The following is a 22,225-nucleotide window of genomic DNA, read 5'->3' on the forward strand; positions in this document are numbered from 1 at the left end:
AGGATGCGGCGCTAAACGATGAGCCACCGGCCTGATCGGGCGCGCCGCGCCGCCCGCAACCTATCTGAGCACACCACACCGCCCGCAGCCCGCCTGCGCGCGCCGTGCCGCTGGGCTTGCCTGAGCGCGCGGCGTCGTGGGCGAGCGCTATACTGGTCCTCGAGACGCATACCGAGCTGAGGAGGACGAACATGGAGTATCAGCAGCTGCAAGGCGAGATCAAGGCCGCCATGAAGGCGCGCGACAACCGCCGCCGCGACATCCTGCGCCAGGTGCACACCGAGCTCAAGGCCATCGAGGTGAACGAGCGCCGCGAGATCGCGGAGGCCGACGTGGACGCCATGCTCAAGCGCGTGATCAAGCAGACGAAGGAGACGCTCGACGGCTCCATCAAGGCCGGGAACAACCAGGAGCGCACCGACACGCTGGCCGCCCAGGTGGCCATCCTGGAGGAGTACCTGCCCCAGCAGGCGTCGGGCGAGGCGCTGCTCGCGCTCATCGACGAGACGCTCGCCGAGACGGGCGCGTCCACGAAGAAGGACATGGGCCGCGTGATGGGCGCGCTGACGAAGAAGACGGGCGGCAACTTCGACAAGGCCGCCGCAGCCGCCGAGCTGGGCAAGCGCCTGGGGTAGGCCGAAGGAACGCGGCGGGAAGACGGTGGCGGGAGCAGCGGGAGTTTCGGCAACTAGAAGCGAATCGGAAAAGGCCGCAAGCGCAACGGCATCCCTTTCGGCGGTTGGGGGGCTTTTGTGGGATTGGGAGCTTTCCGGCATGCCCTTTGCTATGCTGGTACAGCAAACAGACGTCAAGAGCAACTGAAGCATTAAGGAACCCGCTCTCATGAGACTGCCTGGCACCTCGCTGCCGCCCCATACCGCCGCGCGACCCCTTGCCGGATGCGCCGCGCAGGCCATCCCGCCTGCCGCGCCGTCGCGCCCCTTCGCACATCCCATCGCGACAGCCTGCGTTGCCGTGCTCGTCGCGCTCGCGCTCGCCCTCACGCCGCTCGGCACGACCGTAGGCGCGGGTGCGCTCACGCAGGCTCACGCCGTGACCACCGACATCGAAGCCGAGGCCGACGCGGCACAGCAGGCCATCGAGGAGTCGGCGCGCATCTACGACGAAGCCACCGCGCATGTCGCCGAGCTCGAGCAACAAATCGCAGACAACGAGAGCAGCATCTCCGCGATCGAGGAGCAGCTGCCCGCACAGCGCGAGCGCAGCGGCGCGGCGCTCGGCGAGCTCTACAAGATCCAGCGCGAAGGCTCCTCGCTCGTCGACCTCATACTCTCCGCCGAGAGCTTCCAGACCTTCCTCACCTCGGTCGACTTCCTCGGACGCGTCTATGGCACGCACATGGGCGAAGTGGAGAAGCTCCTGGCGATGACCTCCGAGCTCGACGCGCAGAAGGACGCGCTCGCCACGGCGTTCGAGCAGGCGCAGGAGGAGGAGGCGCGCGCGGCCCAGGCGCTCGCCGAGGCGCAGGAGGCGCGCGAGCGCGCGCAGCGGGAAGCCCAGGCACGCGCCGAGGAGGAGGCGCGCGCAGCTGCCGAGGCGCAGGCGAAGGCGGATGCCGAGAAGGCCGCAGCCGAAGAGCAAGCCGCGAAGGACGTCGCGTCAAGCGCGAACGGCTCGGCGGGCAGCGCGAGCGCCCCAAGCGCCGCGCCCGGGCCCGTAGCGCCACCCACGAACGACAACGCCGACTGGTCGAGCGACAAGACGTCGTTCGTAAACTCCTGGGCCGGGCGCATCAACGCGTATTTGGCAGGCTCGCCCCTCGCCGGCCAAGGCGCCACGTTCGCGGAGGCGGCGTGGAACTACGGCGTCGACCCGCGCTTCTCGCCCGCCATCTCGTTCGTCGAGAGCTCGAAGGGCGCGAACTGCTTCAGGCCGTACAACGCATGGGGCTGGGGCTCGGTAAGCTGGAACAGCTGGGAGGAGGCCATCGACGCCCACGTACGCGGCCTGGCGCGCGGCTACGGCTACACGCTCTCCGAGGCCGGCGCCAAGAAGTACTGCCCGCCCAACTGGCAGCACTGGTACAACACCGTGGCCGCCGAGATGAACAAGATCTGACGAGGGCAACTGCCTTCACTGTTACCTGCGGCGAAGAAGCGCGGTCGGCTTCGCTTTACTGCCGATGCTTACTGCCGATTTTCCCTTCGCTTCGTCGCCAGTAAACGCGCTACCTGCGGCGGCGGCGCATGCACACGACCGCGACCACGCAGACGCCCGCGGCGAGCACAGCCACGCCCGTCGCGATCGCCACGGGCAGCCCCAGGTCATCGCCTGTGTCGGCCAGCGGCGTCCCCGTCGTGGCCTCCGCCGGCGCAGGGGCGGGAGCGGGAGCAGGTGTCGGCCCAGGTCCGGGCTCAGGCGCCGGCCCAGGCTCGGGAGCAGGCCCAGGCCCGGGCTCCGGCCCGGGCTCCGGCCCAGGCGTCGGCCCAGGCTCCGGCGCAGGTGCTGGGTTTGCGTATGCCTTGATCGGGAAGTTGTCGAAGTCAACGTCTTCGCCCAAGGGGCCGGCAGCCGCGAAGTCAACCAGATCCACCGTGTACTCCCCGCTGTCCTCGCCTTGGATCAAAAAGCTCTCTTCGTAGTTGACGATGCCGCGCGCATACTTGGTCAAGACCCCTGGCTGCTCCTGCTCCTGCTTTTCCCAGCCGCTCCGGTTGATGCCGAGGTCGAACAGGAAAGGATAGACGGTCGATTCACCTGGTCCGTCAACTTTCGGCACGTCAACTTCCTGCGCTACCACAACCGTGTACCGCTGCCCTTTCTCCACGATCACGCTTTGAGGATGATGGAAGAGGTGATAGCCGCCATACTCATACGTCTCCGTGCCGGCAGCTGCGAGCTTGCCGTCCTTGGGCCCCGTCGAGGCGTCATCCAAAAGGTACACTTCGTACTTGACCGTCGTGCCAGGATCGGAAGTCTCGCATGACACCGCGGTGACGGCTTGGCGCTCATACGCTGTGAAGACGTTTGCCATGCCCGTCGGTATGACGTTCTTCAGCGCAAGCGGGCTGGGCGAAGGCATGAAGTCGTATTGATCGATGATGCGGTAATCCCCCTGGTGACCTCGAGCGGTCGTGTCATGTTTGGTCGTGTCGTAGTCGAGTGTCTCGACGTTGGTGATGCTCTGGTCGTAATAGGACAGGTAGAAGTAGCCCTTATCGCCCCAGTTGAATTTGTTGGGGAACGCTCCCGTCTGCGACCCCCAGCTGTTCTTGACGATCCAGGCGCCGGGACCAGGCGGCGGCGTGGCGCCCGGCACTTGCGCCGATGTCAGGAAGTTGCTCTGCGCGTAGCTGTCGTCCCACCCGACGATGGTGACGGCATGGTTCGGCGGGGCATCTTCGTAGGTGTAATGCGCCCACGTGTCGGCGTTGATGTACTTGGGGTCGACCGACGTGCCCGGCCGGGACTGGTCAGCGCAGAAGTTGATGCTCACCGCACGACCCTGGAGCAGTTCGCTCTTGATGGCGTCGACGCCGGGCTGGTTGAGACGGTAGGCGCCCTGCTCATCAGTACCGGCAGGAGAGGGCAGCATGTTGACATGCTCAAGCTGAAGGGCGGACGCAAAGCGCAGGCTCTCGTCAACCGACCAGCCGCCATCAGCGCTGTAGTAAACAGGATTGCCTTCCTGGTCTTTGACAGTGCTGCCGTTCTGGTTGCGGTAGGGCGCATCGGACTCACGGACAGGCCCGATGCCTGACGACAGCACCGAGGTGATGGTGGGAGGCGAACCGCCCTGGTTGAGGATGACGCTCGGGTCAAGGCTATGCTTCCCATCGGCGTCTACCGTATAGTAGCCCTCCCCCACCTGGCTTTGGTAGTTGGCAGAGCCTGATAAGTCAATAGCATCCTGGGAAAGCGGGGTGTAGGCGAACCATGCGAGGTGGAGCTCCGAGAGGTCCGACAGGTCAGGCTCTCGGGAAGCCGACTCGCTCAGCTCGCTCAAGATGCTCGTCTCCGACGCGGCAATCGCGCTGAAGCTCCAGCAGGTGCCCCAAGGGTTCTGCAGCTTGACCGGGGTCACCTTGTCCTGGGAGCGCAGATCGAACTTTGGAGGAAGCGCGGCTCGCGACGCGATGCCGTTCGTCGCACCGGATCCGTTGTTCGCGCGGTTGGTAAGGAGATCGTCTACGTTGCCCGTCGCGTTGTACTTTTGGACCATCTCGGCATAAGTCTCGTTGAATATGCACACTAGGCGGTCGAGTGATGCGCTGCTGTCGATCGCGCTGCCGTCGATCGCGCTGCTGCCGGCTGCCGCGCTGCTGTCGGTTGCGCCCGCATCCGCGGGATCGGCTGTGCTGCTGGCCGCGCTGCCGTCGGCTGCCGCGCTGCTGTCAGTTGCGGCGGTGTCTGCGCCCGCATCCGCGGGGTCGGCGAGGGCAGCGCCCGGCATCAGCGGCACGAGGGCGAAGACAAGCAGAAGGGCGAGGGCGACGCGGGTAAGGCGATTGGCGAAGGGGAGGGACTGCGTTTTCATCAGGACTCCTTGCGCGTAATGTGTTGCAAGCACGGGCAGAACAGAGGGTAGAGCCGGCGGCAGAGCAAAGGCGAAGCAAGGGGCGAAGCGGGGAAAGAGCAAAAAGCAAGAGATAGAGCAAGCAGAAGAGCAAGATGATGCGCAGCTGCGCGAAACTCGTTCGCAGCTTCTTCGATTCTACCTCATTTCGCAGGTCAAACGTCCCAGGAGCCTGCACTTTCTGCCCGAGGCCCGCAGGCTCGCAGGCAGCTCCTGGGTTTTCGCAAAGCTTTCGCGCCGACGCTCGCGTCACCTTTGAAGAAGGTGCTGCCTCCGTCCTCGGCGGCCACCGCTTGTCGTCGCAGCGGTTCATTACCCTTTTCTACATCTTCCCAACTGGAGATTCACAGGCACCTGAAAAGGGTTCAGGGGCTTTTTCGCGCTTGCTAGGATGGGCCGCAGCTTGGGAAGACGCGAAGGGCCGGGCGATGGCCGGCAAGGGGCAAGCGCAACCCCTTGCCGGCAGAAAGCCGGCCTGCCCGCAATGCGAACCCTTGCCGGCAGAAGGCCGGCCTGCCCGCGATGCGACGCGTTGCTCCGAAGCGAATGCGAGGAAATCGACGCCTAGATCGACACCTGTCAGGAGGTATGCCATGAATCCCTTCAACGAGAAGCCCAGCAAATCGATACTCGAGATGGTCCCCACCTGGAAAGAGCTCTCCCCCAAGCCCTACGACAAGATGGAGACCGACCCCTATACGAAGGCGCGCGTCATCCTGATGAACGGCATCGAGGTGGAAGCCGCCATGTTCGGGCACAACTTCCACCGCCACTGCGGCGACAACGACCTCCGCCGTGAGATAGCGCTGTGCCGCCGCATGGAGCAGATGCAGCAGAAGCACATCAACTGGCTGAGCCCGTCGGACGAGACGCAGCTTGAGACCACCATCGGCTACGAGCAGCTGGCGGTCGACCTGACGGCGTGGCTGGCCATGCACGAGCCTGACCCCTACGCCAAGGCGTGCATGGACTTCGCCCTCCTCGAGGACTTCGACCACCTGTACCGCTACGCCAACCTGCTGAAGGCCGACGAGGACCTCCCCGCTCACAAGCTGACGCTGGACACCATCGAGATCACGCCGGGTCGCCCCACCATCGCGCACCACCGCCACCCGTCCGACACGGTGCGCCGCGCCGCCGACGCGAAAGCCGCCGACATCCGCACGCTGATCAGCACCATGACGCTGACCGCCGGCGAGCAGCAGACCATGAACTACTACATGAACATCGGCAACACCGCCCCCGAAGGGGTTTCTCGCGACCTCTATCTGGAGATAGGCATGGTGGAGGAGCAGCACGTAACCCAGTACGGAGCGCTTCTCGACCCCACCATGACCTGGTTGGAGAACCTGCTTTTGCACGAGTACGTCGAAAGCTACCTCTACTGCTCCTTCGCCCAGTTCGAGACGGACCCCTCCATCAAGAAGATATGGGAGAGCTGCTTCGAGCAAGAGGTGGCGCACCTCCACAAAGCCTGCGAGCTTCTGGGCACGTACGAAGGCAAGGAGTGGCAGCAGGTGATCCCCGACGGCGAGTTCCCCGAGCTGCTCGACCTTCAGCCCACGAAGGAGTACGTGCGCGAGGTGCTGGCGGCAACGGCGGCCAACACCGCCGACAGGGAGGACTTCGCCGACGTGAGCGACTTGCCCGAGGACCACGAGTTCTTCGTCTGGAACGACCGCGTGAACGGCCGGGTGCAGGACGTTCCGAGCCATGTCGTCATCCGCGAGCAGATCGACCGGGACGGCGAGGACTATCGCCGCGAAGACGCCGAGAGCGCCGTCTCCGCGCTGCGCGACCGCACGAAGGACAACACCTCCCTCGGCCGCAAGCAGGAGAAATAGGACGCGCCCTGCTGCCGGCCGAGGGCCGGCAGCAGGGCAGAAGGCAACGTAGGCTTCTGAGGAAAAGCTCCTTCCGGCAATCGCCGGACCTTCATCTTCTCCACGTTCGCCACTGATAAAACTCGGTTTTTGCAATTAGAAGAGGTTGTTTGCCCTATATGAACTGGGCAAACAACCTCTTTCCTTATGACCTATCTTGCAGCGGAACAGCCTGGTTCCCTCGTTTTTTCACAACCGACATCAGCTTGCTCGTCTGCGACTTCGTCACGATCTGCGCTGCCCCCTGAAGACGGTCGGCGCGTTCTTGGGAGGCCGTTCTTTAGAGGAACGACCATCGCCATTCTGTTTTATTCCCTGGCTCCTGAACGATCTTGACGTTTCAGGCGGCAAGATTTAGGCTGATCTTGACGTATTGAACGACAAGATCAGAGGGGAAAGGAGGCCGTATGCATTCCGTGGTCGCCGAGAAGATCCAAGATTTTTTTGACGAGGGAATCCCCTCCGTATTCGAACGCGATATGTCACTGGGAGACGTGCTGCCTCCGGCGCGCGGCAATCTGGTGAAGGTGGTCACGGGGGTTCGCCGTTGCGGCAAGACGTTTCGCCTCTACCAGGAGATGCGCCGGATCGTCGATCAGGGCTATCCCGCAGATTCGATCCTGTACTTCAACTTCGAGGACGAGCGGTTGAAGCCCTATTCGAGTGCGCTGCTGTCGGAGGTGGTGGATACCTTCTTCGCAATGAACCCGAAGGCGAAAGAGCAGGGAGCGTTTTTCTTCTTCGACGAGATACAGGAAGTTCCCGATTGGGGCATGTTCCTGCGCCGCATGGTTGACACTCAGAAGGCAACCATATATGTGAGCGGGTCTTCCTCGAAGCTGCTCTCGGCGGATCTTGCGACGGAGTTTCGGGGAAGGGCCCTCTCCAAAGAGCTGTTTCCCATGAGCTTTTCCGAATATGCGCGATTCCATGGTGCGCCCGCCGATACGCTGGCTCCGGTCGGGCCGGCAGGAGAGCAAGACAAAGCCTTCGGAAGCGCGACGATTGCGAAGTTGAGGCATCTGCTTGGGGACTACCTGCTTCAGGGAGGGTTCATTGCCGTTCAGAGCTTAGAGCGCGCCGACGCCATCCAGCTTCTCCAGGAATATGCGCAGCGCGCGGTGAACCTCGACGTCGTTGATCGTTACGGTTTCAAGAACCCGCGTGTCGCGTCCCAGCTCCTTACGCGCAGCCTGCGAATGTCGGGACGGGAGCTGTCGCTGAACAAGCTGCACCAAGCGCTCAGGAGCGCGGGCGTTTCCGTGGCCCGCGAGTCGCTCTCCAACTTGCTGGGGTATTACGAGGAAGCCTACCTTGTGTTCACGCTGCGAGAGTTCTCGCGCGCGCTTGCCGACAACACGCGCTCGGTGTCCAAGGTGTATGCCGTTGATCCAGGGATGCTCGTGGCCTTCTCGCCCTCAATGGCGCGCGATGAGGCGCAGCGTTTGGAAACGGCCGTGTTCGTGAAGCTTCGCCGAGAGGCGGGCAGCCTGCGAGAAGGCGGGATCGCTCGTGCGCTCATTGACGATGGCGGGCGCCATGAGATTGACTTTGTCGTCGGCGATGCGCTGATGCAGGACGCCTTCCAGTTGATCCAGGTTTCGTGCGATGTGTCCAACGAAAGGACCCGACTCCGCGAGGTGTCGGCGTTGCGCGCCGGAATGCGACGTTTCGGCATCGGAGAGGGCACGATCGTAACGCTTAATGACGAGGAAACGATTGGGGTGTCGGAGGGGGTTGTCAACGTGGTGCCGGCCTGGAAGTGGCTGCTGTAATGATGCAATGCGACGCTTATGAGATAGGCGCCGCATTGGACCAGCATATTCGCGATCAAGGAATTACCTTGGCTCCGCTATTGCGCTAACTCGCCGCTTGCATTCGGGACGAGCAGATCACACTAAGCCATGCCACAGCAGCGTAGGATTTCGCGGAAAGCGCTGTCCGGCAACCGCCACATTACCATGTTTGCACTGAGAATTGCAGTCTTGAACTGCGCGCTCCTTCGCGGTATTAGACATTGTCCGCGATTTGACAAGGGGTGGTTCGCATGGACGAAAACGCATGGCTCTCGGTACCGGCGAGGGCACGGACGGATTCGACGCTTGCCGAGGTGAACGGGCGGCTGGCCGCAGGAGGGATCTCCATCTCCCGCGAAGACGCCCGGATGCTCGCCGAGCGCAGGGACGAGGCACTGAGGGAGATCGGGCGGGTGGAGTTCGGGGCTCCCGCGATCGCAGCCGTGGCGGAAGCCGTGGCGACGTCGCCCTGCCTCTTGCAGGAAGGAGTCGCCCAAGACCTCGCGGAGCTCCAAGACGCGTTCTACGCCATCCGAGACGAGCTTCCCGTCGACGTGCCCGACGCAGAGATCGCCGAGGCCCTGCGCGGCTGCCTGGACGAGTGGGGCGACGCCGCCACAGTCGCCTCGATGCCGGCGGAGGAGGTCATGGGCTTCTCCGCCGAGTACGTCCGGGCAGCTGGGGCGGAGAGTTGCGACGAGTACTGCATAGCAGACGACGAGGGGCGCACGTACTCCTTCGACCCCGCCGAGTGGGACTACGACGAGCAGGCCGACGGATGGGACGGAGAGGGGTGGGCCGATGGCTGGGACGATTAGCCGACAGGGGGGCGCCCCTGACCCCAAGCGAGCCTCGGACAACTTCGCGCGCCTGATGGCGCACGTCGCCAACTTGTACTGCGCGGGTGAGACGTCGAGCGTGTCCGCCTGCGAGGCACACGAGCTGGCGACGTCGGTGGCCTACGCGCTGGGCATCGCGGGCGCCGCGCCCGATGAGGCCGCCCGCGCGCTGGACGTCGAGGACCCCATCGCGCTCTGGAGGGCGGCCGTCCGTGCGCTGGAAGGGCGGGCGGACGACGCGCTCGTCCTCTGGCGCGAGGTGGTGGCAACCATGCCGCCCATTCGCAACGTGGCCCTTCGCGACACGTTGGCGAGCCTGGGCGAGGTGAGGAGGCGCTACGACGCGTACTTCGCCGCGCACGAGGCCCCCTGTGACATCGACTACCAGCTGAGCGAGCCCGTGGACCCGAGCCTCTTGGGGCTCGACTACGTAGAGGCGTGGCTGGCGCAGCTCCTCGCCGAGGCGCGCTGGATCGCGCGGTTCGACGTGGGCAGCTGCGTCACCGTGCTCGAGCGCGTCTGCCCCGACTACCGCGGCCTGCACGTGAACCTCTACGACCTGCTGCTTCCCCACGAGGGAGAGCTCATGCTCGCCGGGAGCACGGGCGCTCGCCGTCCGGACGGCACGGGCTCCTGGTGATCTCCGCGCGATCATGTTCCCGGGATCACACGCCTGCGTCAGCTGCTGTCGGCCCTCCTTGCCGACGACCGCCTTCCGAGGCGATGATGCCCATGTGCACAAGCAGGTCAGAGACGTCGACGCCGGGACGCACCGGCATGATGCCGCTCTCAAAAGTCCTTCTCTCTTGCGTCAGCCAAGGCAGCGTGTCGAGGCCGACGAAGCAATCCCGCTCGCCTCTCAAGCCGGAGAGCAGCCAAAGGCCGCAAGGAAGCCGCCCCGTCTCTCCGTCGACGACCCCCTTGAGGTACTTTCCGACGCACGCCTCCCATCGGGACTCGCTCTCCCCCGCATAGACGCGCGTCAGGGAGTCAGCCCGGCTGTACTTGGCGTCAAGGACGAAGGCGCTGCTCCCGGCACCGTCATTGACCTTTATCACGAAATCGGGCGTCACGGGGTTTGTCCCGCCCCGCGTCTTGTGGAGCGAGCAGCCGTTGAGCTCGCGCGCGTCGGGGTAAATCGCCGGCTCGTACCACATGCGGACCGCCACGTCCCCTCGCTCAAGCGCGAACACGTTCGCAACGGGAGACGGGTTCGCCGGGTACTTGGGCGTAGGGTCGTACGCCCCCGCGTAGACGGCCCGCTCGCCCTCCTTCGGCGCGAAGCCACATTTCTCCAAAGCGCTCAGCAGGCAGTACAGCACGTATATCTCGTAGAGCCTGTCCGCGCGCACCACCTCGATGGCAAGCCCGTCCGAGAAGTAGGGAGACTCGCCGAAGGAGAGGAACCGGTCGACCGCGGAGAAGATCTTCGAGTACGCATGGACCTCCCTGAACGTCGGAGTCCTTCGCAGGGGAGCCTGCGTGATGTCTATGCTGGTCACATGGGGGAGAACGGAGGAAAGGAGCTTTTTCGCCCGCAAGGCCCTGCCGCGCAGCCTCTTCGCCCTCTCGGCCCGAACGAGCCGGTTGCCTCTCAGGATGCGCAGCGCGATTCCGGAAAACGAACGGCTTGACCCCTCGTCATCTGCCGCGGCGTCCAGCGGCGAGAAGAGCCTGCTGTCGCAGCTGACCCTGTCGGCGAAGTCGGTCAGCTGGCAGATGGCCAGCGAAAGGAAGGCGAGGACAACCTGGTTCTCGTACACGTCGAAGCTGCGCTTCGCCTGCGCGGCCGAAAGGCTCTCGGGCGCGTATCTGCCGCCGCCGCAGGCGAGAGCCCGCTCCCCTGGGACAGCAGGCCGAAGCGCTTGCGGGTTTCGCGCCAGCCAGCGCGCCTCGCGGGCGCCGAAGCGGCGTGCCTCCCTTGCCGGAATGACCTTCTCCGACGGGACGATCCTACTCGCGGCATGCGCCTTCAACGAGGGGATCGCCGCCTCGATCGCGTCGAGGGCGTTCTCCGTCGCCACGAGGTAGGTGTCGACCGACCTTTCGGCGCCGCGCTTAAAGCCGCCCTCGATAACGGAGTAGCGGCCGCGCGCGCCGCGGCCCCCATCCGAAAGGAGCCATCGCAGCGCGACGTCCTTCGAGGGGTCGCCGAGCAAAACCGCCAGCATCTGCTCAATGTCCCTCGCATTGACCTCCTGGCTGCACTCGCACGTGATGTCCTTGGTCCGGAAGACGTCGACCTCGGCTCCCCGCTCGTCCAGGAAGGCCACTCGCAGGCGCACGTATCCGTAAGCCAGGGCGAAGAGGCGCAGCCTAGTGCCACGATCCTCCGATTTGAGCTGAAAGCCCTCGCAGACCTCGCTTCCCACGATGGTCTGCAGCAGGGCGCCTTCTTCCCGATAGAGGTCGAACGCCTCGTCGTTCACCTCGACGCGGAAGCGGCGCGCCGCAATCTGGCACCCCTTCGGAAAGAGGAGCGCTACCTCGTATTGCCCGTCTTGCGTGACGACGCCTTTTTGGAGGTGAAGCCTTCCGTCCTCTTCGCATCCGCGCAGCAAGGGCAGGTCGACCTGGCCCGTCCCGCCCTTCAGGCGAACGGCGAACCGCGAAGGGGCAGCCTGCGCCCCCTTAGCAGAAGAACTGGTAGAATCCATCGTCGTTGCCCTGGTCAAGCATGTGGGTAACCAACCTGCACGTCTTCGGGAGGGTCTTCTCGGACGCCTTCTTCAGCTCCTCGAGCAGCCTGCGGGTGACCTCGCCCATCCCGTTTATCGAAGGCAGGACGCGCTGCGCCACGGCGTAGTCCACAACCCTCGGCTCGCCCTTCGTCTTCAAAGCTCTCATCAGGGGCGTAGCCGTGGAAACGTAGCGCGCGATCGCCTGCTGGCACCTCCACGAAACAGGAGCCCGGTGCTCGGCGCAAACGGAGAAGACGCGCTCGAGCAGCTCGCGCTGGGACGGTTCGATCCTGTTGCCCGTCGGGCCGAAGGCGGCCATGAGGCGCCCGTAGCTGTACGCCCTCTCCTCGCCGAAGCCGGACCCGCGCCTCATGGCCTCGCCGAAGCTCGGGGCGACGGACTCGGTTGCGCCGGTGTCGACGACCCACGCGCGGTTGAGGAAGCGCGGCGAAAGCGCTTCGGTCGTATGGTCGAAGTTCACCGTCGCCAGCCATTTCACAGAAGCGGGCACGAGGAGGCTCTCCCCGCCCTGCATGTTGAGCGCAGTCGGCTTGGCCAGCGCGTCATCTGAATTCGCGATGAAGGGCGACCAGTAGTTTTCCATCGTCGAGAGGTTGGCCTCGTCGAGCAGGATCAGATGCGGGGGCAGGGCCTGTCCGTCTGCGGCGCGGCATTCGCCGTCGAGGAGCAGGATGTCGTCCATCACCGCTTGGTCGGTCGCTTGGAGCGCGCCGGTCAGCGGATTGTAGTAGCCGATGTAATCGCGGTGGCTCGTCCAGCCCTGCTCGACGTTGATGCGCGTGAAGCGGCGCGCGCCGTCCTGCCGGAGCCCCAGCGCCCCGGCGACGGCCTCGGCAAGCGAGGTCTTCCCCGTGCCGGGCAGCCCGGAGAGAACCGTGATGTTGCCGCTCATGATGCAGACCATGAGGTTCGCCACGTCCTCGCTCGCAACCTCGCGGCATGCGCCCACGTCAAGGGAGGAGACGATGTTCTGGACGATCTGCTCAGGAGAGAGCCCTTCCTCGTCCTCGCGCATTCGAGGAGTTGCGAGGCCTGATCTCGCCGTCTTCCTCGCCGTGCCGCGGGCGGTGCCAGCTGACGCGAGCGCGCCTCCCGCCAAGCGCCCTTCGAGCACGTTCTCCAGCAGGGAGCGCGCGTCTCCGTCGTACTTCGCAAGCACGGAGGCAGCCGCTTCCTCGAGCAGCGCAGCGTCTTCCTGCAGGCGCTGCTTCGCGGCGGCGAGCGTCTCCAACTCCCCACGCCCTTCCGCTATCTCCCGCTTTATCTCACCGAGCTCCTCCTGGGCGCTTCCCAGCGCCTCCTCGCGAATGCGCTGCGCGTCGGCGAGCGCGGCCTGCGCCTCCTTCTTGGCGGCTTCGGTCTGGCGCCTCTGCTCCTCCGCCTCGGCGCGGTAGCCCGCCATCTCCTGCTCGAGCTGCTCGGCGATCTCCTTCCTGTCCACCAGGAGCTCCTTCACCGAGGGCCAGTGCTCTTCTGAGGTGGCCAGCTCCATCAGGCGATCCGACATCTCGGGCGTGCGGAGCGCCGCGGCCAGGATCTCCGTGTACTCGAGCGCCTTGTCGGGCTTCGCCAGGAGCGCCCTCAGGCGCTCTTTCCTGCCCTCCGTCAGGGAAAACCCGGCGTCAGCCGAGCTGCTCTCGCCGATCGCCTTGATGGCTGCGCTGATCTCAGCCGGGCTCAACGTGAGCTCAGCCTGCTTGCGCATGATGTTTCGCAGGCCCTCGAGCAGGTCGGCGTCGCTCATCCAGTCGATGGCAGCGCTCGCCCGCCTCGAAAGCGCGTTGAACACGCTGAGCTTGATGAAGGACTTCGTCTCGCCGTACAGGTCGGTGGAGCAGCGAAGCGTGACGACGTCGCCGATCTCCGTCTCGGCCGCGAAGATGTTCTGCCGGTAGTCGTCCGTCGCCGAAAGCGCGATGCTTCCTTCCCCCGAGAAGCGGTACGCGAAGGGGCCGTAGCGAAGAAGCCGCGTTCCCTCGGTTTGCTCGACGGCGATGAGGTCGGTGATGGGAGGCTCGGCGCTCTTGGCTTCAAGGGCGTCCTTGAACGGGTGAGCGAAGTCGGCGTCGTCGATGACTTCGACTATCTGGATGAGGTTCCGGCCGAGCTTGTGGTCCTCGAAGGCCTCGAGCTCGATTTCGCCGCCGATGTAGTCGGGGTTGAGCTTCGCGAAGTACCGGTCGTCGTGGTCTTCCTCTTTGTTTCCGATGTCGCGTTTGTTTATCCTCGCGATGACGACCTCGCCGTACATGCCGCGGATCTTCCCGGCATCGTACTTCCCGTTGATGCTCGCGCATATGCATCCGCGGCTCGGGAAAAGACCCGGGTCGAGAGGCACGAGCTCGTCCCCCGACAAAACGTACTGCGGATAGACGAAGCAGACCTTCATCAGCTCGTATGTCGGATAGCTGACCCAGGAGAGCAGGTCCTTGCCGATGACGTCCTCAAGCTTTTCGTAGCTGGCCATAAGGCCCCCTTCAATTCGTGAGATGCCGCTTCGAGGATGATATCACGAGGCTCTCGTGTGAGGGGCGACTCAAGCACGCGACCGCAGGTCGATCAGCGCTTCTTGGGGGCGTAGTCTCGGTCGTAACCGGGGACGTCCATGTGCGATATCTGCCAGAAATACAGGCTCGCGACGGTGCAGTAGGGGCTGAAGCGCCGGCGGTACCGCTCGAACAGCTCCCTGCTGACGCTTCGGTGGTGGTAGACCATGCGGATCCCGCGGAGTATGCCGACGTCGTCGAAGGCGAAGACGTTCATCCTGTTCATGCTGAAGATCAGGGTCATCTCCGCCGTCCACCTCCCGACTCCCTTCAGCGACGTGAGCGCCCCGATGGCCTCCTCGTCGTCCATGGCCTCCAGCGCGTCGAGGTCGAACGCGCCCGACAGGACCTTCTCGGCGAAGGACTTGATGTAGCCCGCCTTGCGGAACGTCATGCCGCAGCTCTGGAGACCGTCGACGCCCAGGGCACTGACGGCCTCAGGCGTCAGGGGGTCGCCGGCCTTCCCCGAAAGGCGGCCGAGGACGGTCTTGAGCGCCGACGTCGAGATCTGCTGGCCGACGATGCTCTTCACGACCGAGGCGAACACGTCCCCGTCCGCAGGCCGGCGGATGCTGCCGACGGCCTCGATGGCGCGCGCCAGCTTCCTGTCCTTCGCCATCAGGTATTCGGTTGCCTCGGCGTCGTACTGGACGAAGCCGAGCTCGTTGCAGCTGTACATCACGCGCCTTCCTCTCAGGGTGCGACAACGGCGGCCTGCGCGCCCTTTCCCGCGGGGGCTCCCGCAGGGGCTTCCGGATGGGCCGGGCGGCGCGAGGCCTTCCGCAGGGCCGGGCGGCGCGAGGGCTTCCGCAGGGCCGGGCAGCGCGAGGCCTCGAAGGCTTTAACGTGTATCATCATAACCCTTAAACAACATGCTCCGTCAAGCTCGCTCTGGCTGGACACATCCCATCGCCCTCCTTCTGCCAACTCCGATTGGCGGCGCATTCGAGCGTTTCCGGAAAATAACTCTTGAACTTGGAGCATGGTTTAAGTCGATAATGGGCTTGTCGGCAAGCGAGATTGCGCGTTGGACGAGAAAAGGAGACCGATATGACAAAGGTAGTGCAGACGGCAGGACGTGGCCAGCTGGGAGACTTCGCCCCGATGTTCGCGGAGCTCAACGACGACGTCCTGTTCGGGGAGGTGTGGAGCGACGACGCGCTGACGCTCAAAATGCGCTCGGCCCTCACGATCACGACGCTGGTGGCGAAGGGGCTCGTGGACGCGTCGTTCGAGTACCACATCGTCACGGCGAAACAAAACGGCATCACGGCGGCGGAGATGGCGGCGATGCTCACCCACGTCGCCTTCTACGCGGGCTGGCCGAACGCTTGGGCGGCCTTCCGCATCGCCGTGAGGGTGTACGCCGACGACCCGCAGGGACTTGATGAGCCGCAGGCTCACGGCGGCGCGTTCGGACTCGGGGCGCCCAACGACGCCTACGCGCAGTACTTCACCGGAAGGTCGTACCTGAACCCCCTGACCGATCCGGACAAGACGCTGTTCGTCGCCAACGTCACCTTCGAGCCGGGCTGCCGCAACCACTGGCACATCCACCATGCCGACGAGGGCGGCGGGCAGATCCTGCTGGTGACCGACGGATGCGGCTGGTACCAGGAGTGGGGCAAGGAGGCGCGTGCGCTGCGCCCCGGCGACTGCGTGACCATTCCGGCGAACGTGAAGCATTGGCACGGCGCGGCCAAGGACAGCTGGATGAGCCACGTGGCCCTCGAGGCAAGCGGCACGAACACGAGCAACGAGTGGTGCGAGCCCGTGAGCGACGAGGACTACCTCGCGCTCTAGCTTGCCGGGTCGTGTGCGGCAACGCAAGCGCCGCCTGCGCCCCGTCAGAGCAGGCGCAGGCGGCGCAATGCCATGGAGAGACGGCCTATCAGGCCTCCTCCTTCGTCTCGGGGCGGAACGTGCCCGCGATCAGCTTCTCGCCTGGGCGGGCTATAGGTCCCACCAGCTCGTGAGCAACGTAGGGCTCCTCCAGATACTCCATCTCCTCCTTGGAGAGCCTGATGCCGACCGCGGCGATCGCATCGTCGACGCGCGCGGGCTTGGAGAAGCCGAGCGTGGGGCTCTCCACGCCCTTGTTGAGATGCCAGGCGATGGCGACTTGCGCCATGGGGACGCCGCGGTCCCTCGCCAGCCTCGCAACGCGTTCGATGATGGGCGTGTCGAGCGACTTGGCCCGATCGTACTTGTCGGCCATGACGAGGTCGGTCCTGCTGCGAAGGGAGTCGGCGTCCCACGCCTCGCGCGTCAGATGGCCGGAGGCCAGAGGGCTGTAGGGCGTGAGCGCCATGTCGAACTGGCGACAAACTGGTATCACCTCGCGCTCGGGCTCGCGGTAGAGCAGATTGTAGTGGCATTGCATGTTCGTAAACTTCGCCCAGCCGTTCCGTTCGGCGACCACCTGCATGTTGTGGAGCTGGTAGGCGAACATCTCGCTCGCGCCGATAGCGCGCACCTTGCCCGCGCGCACCAAACCGTCGAGCGCCTCCATGGTCTCCTCGACGGGCGTGTCGTAGTCGAAGCGATGGATCATGTAGACGTCCAGGTAGTCGGTGCCGAGGCGCCCGAGCGTGCCGTCTATCTCGCGGCCGATTGCCGCCTTCGAAAGGCCTCCCTCGTTGAAGAACACCTTGCTTTGCAGCACAACCTCGTCGCGGGGGATGCCGATCTTCTTGAGAGCACGACCTATGTACTCCTCGCTCGTGCCGCGGGAGTAGCAGTTCGCGCTGTCGATGTAGTTGATGCCGCCTTCGAAGGCGCGCCTGATGACCGCTTCGGTGCCTTCAGGGCCGATAGTCCACTCGTGGTTGGTTGCATCGGGCTCGCCGAAGCTCATGCCGCCGATGCAGATGTGGGAAACTTCTATCCCGGAGTGCCCGAGTTGCGCGTATTCCATATGACCTTCTTCCTTGGTCGAAATCAGTGCTCAGACTATTCTCGAACTTCAACCATGATTTAAGTCACGGAGGAAATCGCGCGAGCCCGAGCTAGCTGTTGGCATTCCCTCCATTGAGGAGGACACCGGAGCGAAGGGGACGCCATCATCCCCATCCCGCATGACGGATCCGGTCTTGGATCATTGCCTAGATATAAATAGAGCCAGTCCCAGTAGGACCGGCTCTTGCAAAGCCTCGAAGGCTTTAACATGTGCGGTTATATTCGCATCCTCACACGCTTTTGTCAATGAGACGCGCCAGAAAGCCGAGATACGACACGAAGGTGTTCTGCTCGCCATACTCCTCGCAGACCTCGCTGACGGAACTCTTTAATCCGCGCAGATCGTCTACGGAATACTGCGAGGACGCCGCACATCCCATCCGCTCGAACATGACCAGCGTTTCAAGAAGCTGCTGGATCCTTCTGTTGCGCAACTTGGCCTTGCGGGCACCACTTTGCTCCACGCCCTTGGAGTCCAGCCATTCGTAAGCGATGCTTGACGCGCGGGTGTCCGCGTCATACCCGGAGTCGAACCCGTTGATGACGCAGGCTCCATGGGAGCAGCAGTTGCGCACCGCCTTAACGCCCTTCATGGCGTAGTGTTCCTGTCGCATCTCCTCGTCGCTCCACCGTTCTGCGCAGAACAGGTAGAACGCCAGCAAAGCGCCGAACGACATGACCTCCAGGAAGACCCATACGGGCATATCGGATGCGTATCTCGCGATCAGCGCTCCCGCATAGGCGTCTTCCGCCATTCTCACCTTGAGGTTGCTCTCGATGCTGTTCCTGTACCGCTTCTGCTGCGACGCCATGAACTCCGCGACTATCGCGTAGCCGTCCTCCGACTCTTCGAGAGATATTCTCTCTATGGGCCTTGTCTTTGCCACGCGCTCTATGTCGTAGGCAACGGACTGGAAAGCACTTCTCAACCGTGCGTCCAGCGCATCCAGGTTGAGCAGGTCGGCGAAATCGAGCCGCACGTACTGGCCTTCCCTCTCTCCGTCCCGATGCTTTTGGAACAGCTTGCGGTAGGAGGCGATGTGCAGGAAGCTGCCACGTTTCGTCAGCGCGGCGATCGCCTTCGCCTCGTCGCAGCGCTCGAACGTGACGCCCTTGGCTTTCAGAAGCGCCACCTGTTCATCGGGTGTGAGCATGGGCTTGAGGTCACGCGCCTCGTGCACGCCGTCGCCTATGCCCCAGGCGGTGTATGTCTTGTCCACTTCCTCCATGCGGTCATTCTACAGCCTGGCGCACCGTCCCGATACCATGTGTTCCCGTTTGCATGACATCGCTGTATCGAGCGGCGTGACGTAGTCTTCCTCTGGAAGAAGGACCTATCGAGGAACGCCGCGAAGGCGAAGCTCCTCGCGCGCGCTCAAGAAGAGCAAGCCGCTGATAGACCCGCTGATGGCGGACGATGCCGCGAAGTTCCTCCACGGGGTGGAGAAGCCGCCCCCCTCGGCTACCTCAAGGTCACCCTCCTGCAGGCGGCCGCCTGGGACTCGAGCTGGGCGCCGAACTCGTGAGGATTCGCTGAAATGTCGGATGATTCGGAGAAAGTAGGAGTATAATGCTTTCCCATTGCGGGCGTGGTTCAATGGTAGAACTTGAGCTTCCCAAGCTGTTAGCGAGGTGGGCACCTGCGAAACACGCGAAATGTGCATTCGCTAAATCCCCAGTTCAGAGCATATTATTTTGAAACCTCTGAGCATCTTCGATTTCCTTCTCGATTTCTGCAACCCCGAATTTTCCAGTACGTTTCCAGTATTTTGCGAAACGTGCGGCCCATTCGCACATCTTTTGAATGGGCTGTCTGACCTCCACGACGTGGCTCATGCCACAGAAATGGAGGCGCACCATGACGTGCAAAACAATAGCGGTAGCAAATCAAAAAGGAGGGACGGGAAAGACTGCCACAACGCTCAGTCTTGGCATTGCTTTGTCCAAGTGCGATAAGCGCGTATTGCTGGTGGACACGGATCCTCAAGGCGATCTAACCAAATCGCTCGGCTGGTTCAACCCCGGTTCTTTAGAGATCACCGTCGCCAATCATATCCAGGCAGTGATTGACGGCATAGACATGCAAGCTGATGAAGGAATCCTTAGTCACAAAGAAGGCATCGATCTCATGCCTGCGAACATCGACCTTGCAAGCATGGAGATGAGCATCTTCATGGCGATGTCGCGTGAGCAGATTCTTAACTCCTGGCTTTCTGGCGTCAAGGAAAACTACGATTATGTCCTTATTGATTGCGCACCAACGCTGGGTATCTTGCCTGTGAACGCATTCGTCGCATCGGACAGTGTGCTTGTTCCCGTTTCTGCAGAATTCTTGCCAGCATCTGCGATGACCGAACTTCTGAAGACCATCAATAGGGTGAAGCGACAGATCAATCCTTCTCTTCAGGTTGAGGGGATATTGATCACGCTCTTCGACACCAGAAACAATCTTGCTCGTGAGGTGGAACAGACTATTCGCAGCCAATACGGAAAGACCTATCGCGTATTCGATTCCATTATCCCTCGGGCTGTATCAGCCGCAGAAACACCTGCCGTAGGGATAAGCATCTTCGCCTATGACAAACGAGGCAAAGTTGCATCCGCTTTTACCAGCCTCGCAGGTGAAGTGATCTGCAATGGCTAAGAAGAAAGTAAACATAAGCCTTCCGTCGGTAGACGATCTCTTCACTTCACAGCTTGAGCGAGACTCGAAGGGAAGCAGCATCATCCAATTGCTACCGTTAGCTTCGATCGTCCCGTTTCCCAAACATCCCTTTGGCGTGCGCGACGATCAAGATATGGAACAGCTCGTCGAGAGCATCCAAGAGCATGGCATCCTGCCACCCCTAGCCGTACGAGCTGCAAACGATGGAGTATTCGAGCTCATAAGCGGCCATAGAAGAAAGCATGCAGCTGAGGTGGTTGGGCTGACCGATGTGCCATGCATCGTTAAAGACCTCACCGATGATGAAGCTGTTATCGCAATGGTGGATTCGAATCTTCAGAGGGAGACCATCCTGCCGAGCGAACGGGCATTCGCTTATTCGATGCGCCTTGAAGCTATGAAGCGACAAGGTTTCCGCATCGACCTTGCCTGTGCGCAGTTTGCGCACAAGTCGGGCGGCAGGAAGTCGAGAGATATCTTGGCTGAAGAGTTGGGTGTTAGCAAGGATATGGTTCGACGCTATATTCGCCTTACTAATCTCATTCCAGGATTGCTAACTCTCGTGGATGCAGGGCGTATGAAGATGCAGCCAGCGATAGCGATCAGCTACCTCGAAGAAGCTGAGCAGCAATGGCTTCTCGAAGCGATTGGCTCTCAAGCCTGCACGCCGTCACATGCCCAAGCTGTGAAGATGCGCCGCTACTCGGAAGAGGGTACGTTAACAGCGGCCCTTGTCAGCTCGATCATGGAAGAGAAAAAACCCAATCAGATCGAGCAATTCAAGATTCCTAAGAAGAACATCTCGCGCTTCTTCAAAGCGGGCATGAGCAATGAAGAGATGAGCGCACGCATCATCAAAGCCTTGGAACTGCTTGAAGCAGCTGAGGCAAAACGCGACCGGCTGGCGAAGGAAGAGGTGCATGATGGGTAACATGATGCACCGTGGGAAAGGGTCGTTTACCCACGTCGAAAACACGGTCTTCTTCGATCACAGCTTAAGCCTTAAGGCAAAGGGGATCTACTGTCAGATTCGCTCGCTTGAGAACAACCTCGATTGGGTGTTCACCATCCGTGGCTTCGCAAAGCTTGTTAAAGATGGGGTGGATGCCGTGACAGCTGGGCTCAAGGAGCTAGAGAGCGCTGGGTACATAATCAGAGCGAGGAGGCGAAGCGGGAACGGGCGTTTCCTTAAAGCCGAAGAAGCCACGTGGGTCACGCTCGATGACCCAGCGATGTATGCGAATGTTGCAACCGAATTGAAGGAGGAGGGATATGCGATTCTCTCCGAATTCAAGCGCGACCCTACCAGCAACGCTGAGTTCGATCTGAGGAGCGATATTCCCGCTACGGGAAAAGGTGGCCCTAAGAATACCCAGGTCAGCACCAGAACGGGAAAATCCGTATCTGGAAATCCCGTATCTGGGAAAACCATATCTGGAAAACAAGACCCAATAAATTACTTATCTGATATACGGACTAATGAAAATAAACCCTTCTCTTGTCTCCCCGAAACAGAGCCAGACACAGACCGCAGAGAGGAGAAGGGCGATTTTGTAGCTTTCAGAAAAGGCGAGTTCACAGAGTCTTTCGAGAAGCTATGCGAGATGTCTATCAAGCCGGTCTCCTCGCTCAAGTTCAGACGCGATTGCTTCGAGGCATGGAAGCGAAAGGTCGCAGACGGATACACGCCAGAGCAGATAATCCATGCTTACGATGCCTATGCAAAAGCCTACTGGGTGAGAAACGCTGATGACAAGAAGCTCGCGAAGAACCTCATTCGCTGGCTTGAGGGAGAAGGCGGCCTTGAAGCGTTCGTTGACGAGCCCATACCGCCGAACCTTCTTGGACATGACGGCAAGCCACTCACCATGGAAGAACTGGCCGATGCTGACCCAGATTTCGCACCCCTCTGGAACAAGCTCAGGAGCGCTCGCTGCGTCGTGCTCTCGCTTATGGTTGCCAACACGGAAGAGCGGCCTTCGCAAGAGGAGTTGGACAAGGCGTGCGCTGAGGACAGGCAATTCCAGCGATGCCTAACAAGATGCAAGGAACGATACGACAGATACTTGAAGCTTTTCGAGCTATTTAACGGGGAGGGTGCGGATAGTGCTTAGTTGACGCTTTTGGCTTATATGCGAGCAACCCCGACGGCAATCTAGAGAATCTATGGTCCAGCTACTTCGATGGCAGCGTGAAGTCAAAGCGCACACAGGAGAAGTAAGGCTTTTTCTTCGTCACGCTTTGGAACATGAACATTGATGCCATCTAGCAAATCGATGACAACAAATGCCTGGTAGAT

Annotated in this window: 16 protein-coding genes; 10 read left to right on the top strand and 6 right to left on the bottom strand. The window is 62.2% G+C overall.

The genetic code is table 11. The features are described 5' to 3' along the window. Positions 1-191: 191 nt before the first annotated feature. Both G7Y50_RS00805 and G7Y50_RS00810 read left to right on the top strand, forming a co-directional pair. Positions 192-635 (top strand): GatB/YqeY domain-containing protein, encoded by a 444-nt coding sequence (locus G7Y50_RS00805; RefSeq protein WP_165047389.1) that lies wholly within the window; start codon positions 192-194, stop codon positions 633-635. Between the two features lie 208 nt (positions 636-843). Next, a complete protein-coding gene (locus G7Y50_RS00810; RefSeq protein WP_206214715.1) occupies positions 844-2,079 on the top strand; it encodes a hypothetical protein in 1,236 nt (411 codons plus the stop codon). Between the two features lie 109 nt (positions 2,080-2,188). On the opposite strand, the gene G7Y50_RS00815 is transcribed toward G7Y50_RS00810, so the two are convergent. Continuing rightward, entirely contained in the window at positions 2,189-4,498 is a 2,310-nt protein-coding gene (locus G7Y50_RS00815; RefSeq protein ID WP_165047396.1) for a C1 family peptidase, read from the bottom strand. 632 nt (positions 4,499-5,130) lie between these two features. Between G7Y50_RS00815 and G7Y50_RS00820 the strand changes: the two genes are divergently transcribed. The 4 genes from G7Y50_RS00820 (at position 5,131) to G7Y50_RS00835 (ending at position 9,695) form a co-directional block, all read left to right on the top strand. After that, positions 5,131-6,381, top strand: a complete 1,251-nt coding sequence (locus G7Y50_RS00820; RefSeq protein ID WP_165047403.1) for a hypothetical protein — start codon at positions 5,131-5,133, stop codon at positions 6,379-6,381. 446 nt (positions 6,382-6,827) lie between these two features. Beyond that, positions 6,828-8,195 (top strand): ATP-binding protein, encoded by a 1,368-nt coding sequence (locus tag G7Y50_RS00825; RefSeq protein ID WP_165047409.1) that lies wholly within the window; start codon positions 6,828-6,830, stop codon positions 8,193-8,195. Positions 8,196-8,467: 272 nt separating this feature from the next. Then, complete coding sequence (locus G7Y50_RS00830; protein WP_241159483.1) at positions 8,468-9,034, top strand: DUF6323 family protein; 567 nt, start codon at positions 8,468-8,470, stop codon at positions 9,032-9,034. Next, entirely contained in the window at positions 9,018-9,695 is a 678-nt protein-coding gene (locus G7Y50_RS00835; protein WP_165047421.1) for a DUF6179 domain-containing protein, read from the top strand. The genes G7Y50_RS00830 and G7Y50_RS00835 overlap by 17 nt, the downstream gene beginning before the upstream one ends. Before the next feature lie 25 nt (positions 9,696-9,720). Here the strand turns inward: G7Y50_RS00835 and G7Y50_RS00840 are convergent, their stop codons facing one another. The 3 genes from G7Y50_RS00840 to G7Y50_RS00850 form a co-directional block, all read right to left on the bottom strand. Next, positions 9,721-11,712 (bottom strand): hypothetical protein, encoded by a 1,992-nt coding sequence (locus G7Y50_RS00840; RefSeq protein ID WP_165047425.1) that lies wholly within the window; start codon positions 11,710-11,712, stop codon positions 9,721-9,723. Beyond that, positions 11,687-14,224: an AAA family ATPase gene (locus tag G7Y50_RS00845; RefSeq protein WP_165047437.1), complete on the bottom strand. Its 2,538-nt coding sequence runs from the start codon at positions 14,222-14,224 to the stop codon at positions 11,687-11,689. Before G7Y50_RS00845 ends, G7Y50_RS00840 begins: the two co-directional genes overlap by 26 nt. A 92-nt stretch (positions 14,225-14,316) precedes the next feature. Then, a complete protein-coding gene (locus tag G7Y50_RS00850; protein WP_165047444.1) occupies positions 14,317-14,982 on the bottom strand; it encodes a DNA-3-methyladenine glycosylase in 666 nt (221 codons plus the stop codon). A 371-nt stretch (positions 14,983-15,353) separates the two neighbouring features. Between G7Y50_RS00850 and G7Y50_RS00855 the strand changes: the two genes are divergently transcribed. Then, positions 15,354-16,106 (top strand): carboxymuconolactone decarboxylase family protein, encoded by a 753-nt coding sequence (locus tag G7Y50_RS00855; RefSeq protein WP_165047449.1) that lies wholly within the window; start codon positions 15,354-15,356, stop codon positions 16,104-16,106. Positions 16,107-16,194: 88 nt separating this feature from the next. On the opposite strand, the gene G7Y50_RS00860 is transcribed toward G7Y50_RS00855, so the two are convergent. After that, on the bottom strand, positions 16,195-17,220 hold the full coding sequence (locus tag G7Y50_RS00860; RefSeq protein WP_165047455.1) for an aldo/keto reductase: 1,026 nt from the start codon (positions 17,218-17,220) through the stop codon (positions 16,195-16,197). Between the two features lie 271 nt (positions 17,221-17,491). After that, entirely contained in the window at positions 17,492-18,490 is a 999-nt protein-coding gene (locus G7Y50_RS00865) for an Abi family protein (protein ID WP_165047461.1), read from the bottom strand. Between the two features lie 629 nt (positions 18,491-19,119). Here G7Y50_RS00865 and G7Y50_RS00870 point away from each other — a divergent pair. Genes G7Y50_RS00870 through G7Y50_RS00880 form a run of 3 tightly spaced genes read left to right on the top strand, consistent with a single transcriptional unit; the run spans position 19,120 to position 22,040 of the window. Next, positions 19,120-19,905 (top strand): ParA family protein, encoded by a 786-nt coding sequence (locus G7Y50_RS00870; RefSeq protein WP_165047467.1) that lies wholly within the window; start codon positions 19,120-19,122, stop codon positions 19,903-19,905. Further along, on the top strand, positions 19,898-20,857 hold the full coding sequence (locus tag G7Y50_RS00875) for a ParB/RepB/Spo0J family partition protein (RefSeq protein WP_165047480.1): 960 nt from the start codon (positions 19,898-19,900) through the stop codon (positions 20,855-20,857). The genes G7Y50_RS00870 and G7Y50_RS00875 overlap by 8 nt, the downstream gene beginning before the upstream one ends. After that, positions 20,847-22,040: a helix-turn-helix domain-containing protein gene (locus G7Y50_RS00880; RefSeq protein WP_165047484.1), complete on the top strand. Its 1,194-nt coding sequence runs from the start codon at positions 20,847-20,849 to the stop codon at positions 22,038-22,040. Before G7Y50_RS00875 ends, G7Y50_RS00880 begins: the two co-directional genes overlap by 11 nt. Positions 22,041-22,225 lie beyond the last annotated feature (185 nt).

Origin of the sequence: Adlercreutzia sp. ZJ176 (assembly GCF_011038975.1) — a bacterium.
In the GTDB taxonomy this organism is placed as follows: Bacteria; Actinomycetota; Coriobacteriia; order Coriobacteriales; family Eggerthellaceae; genus CAAEEV01.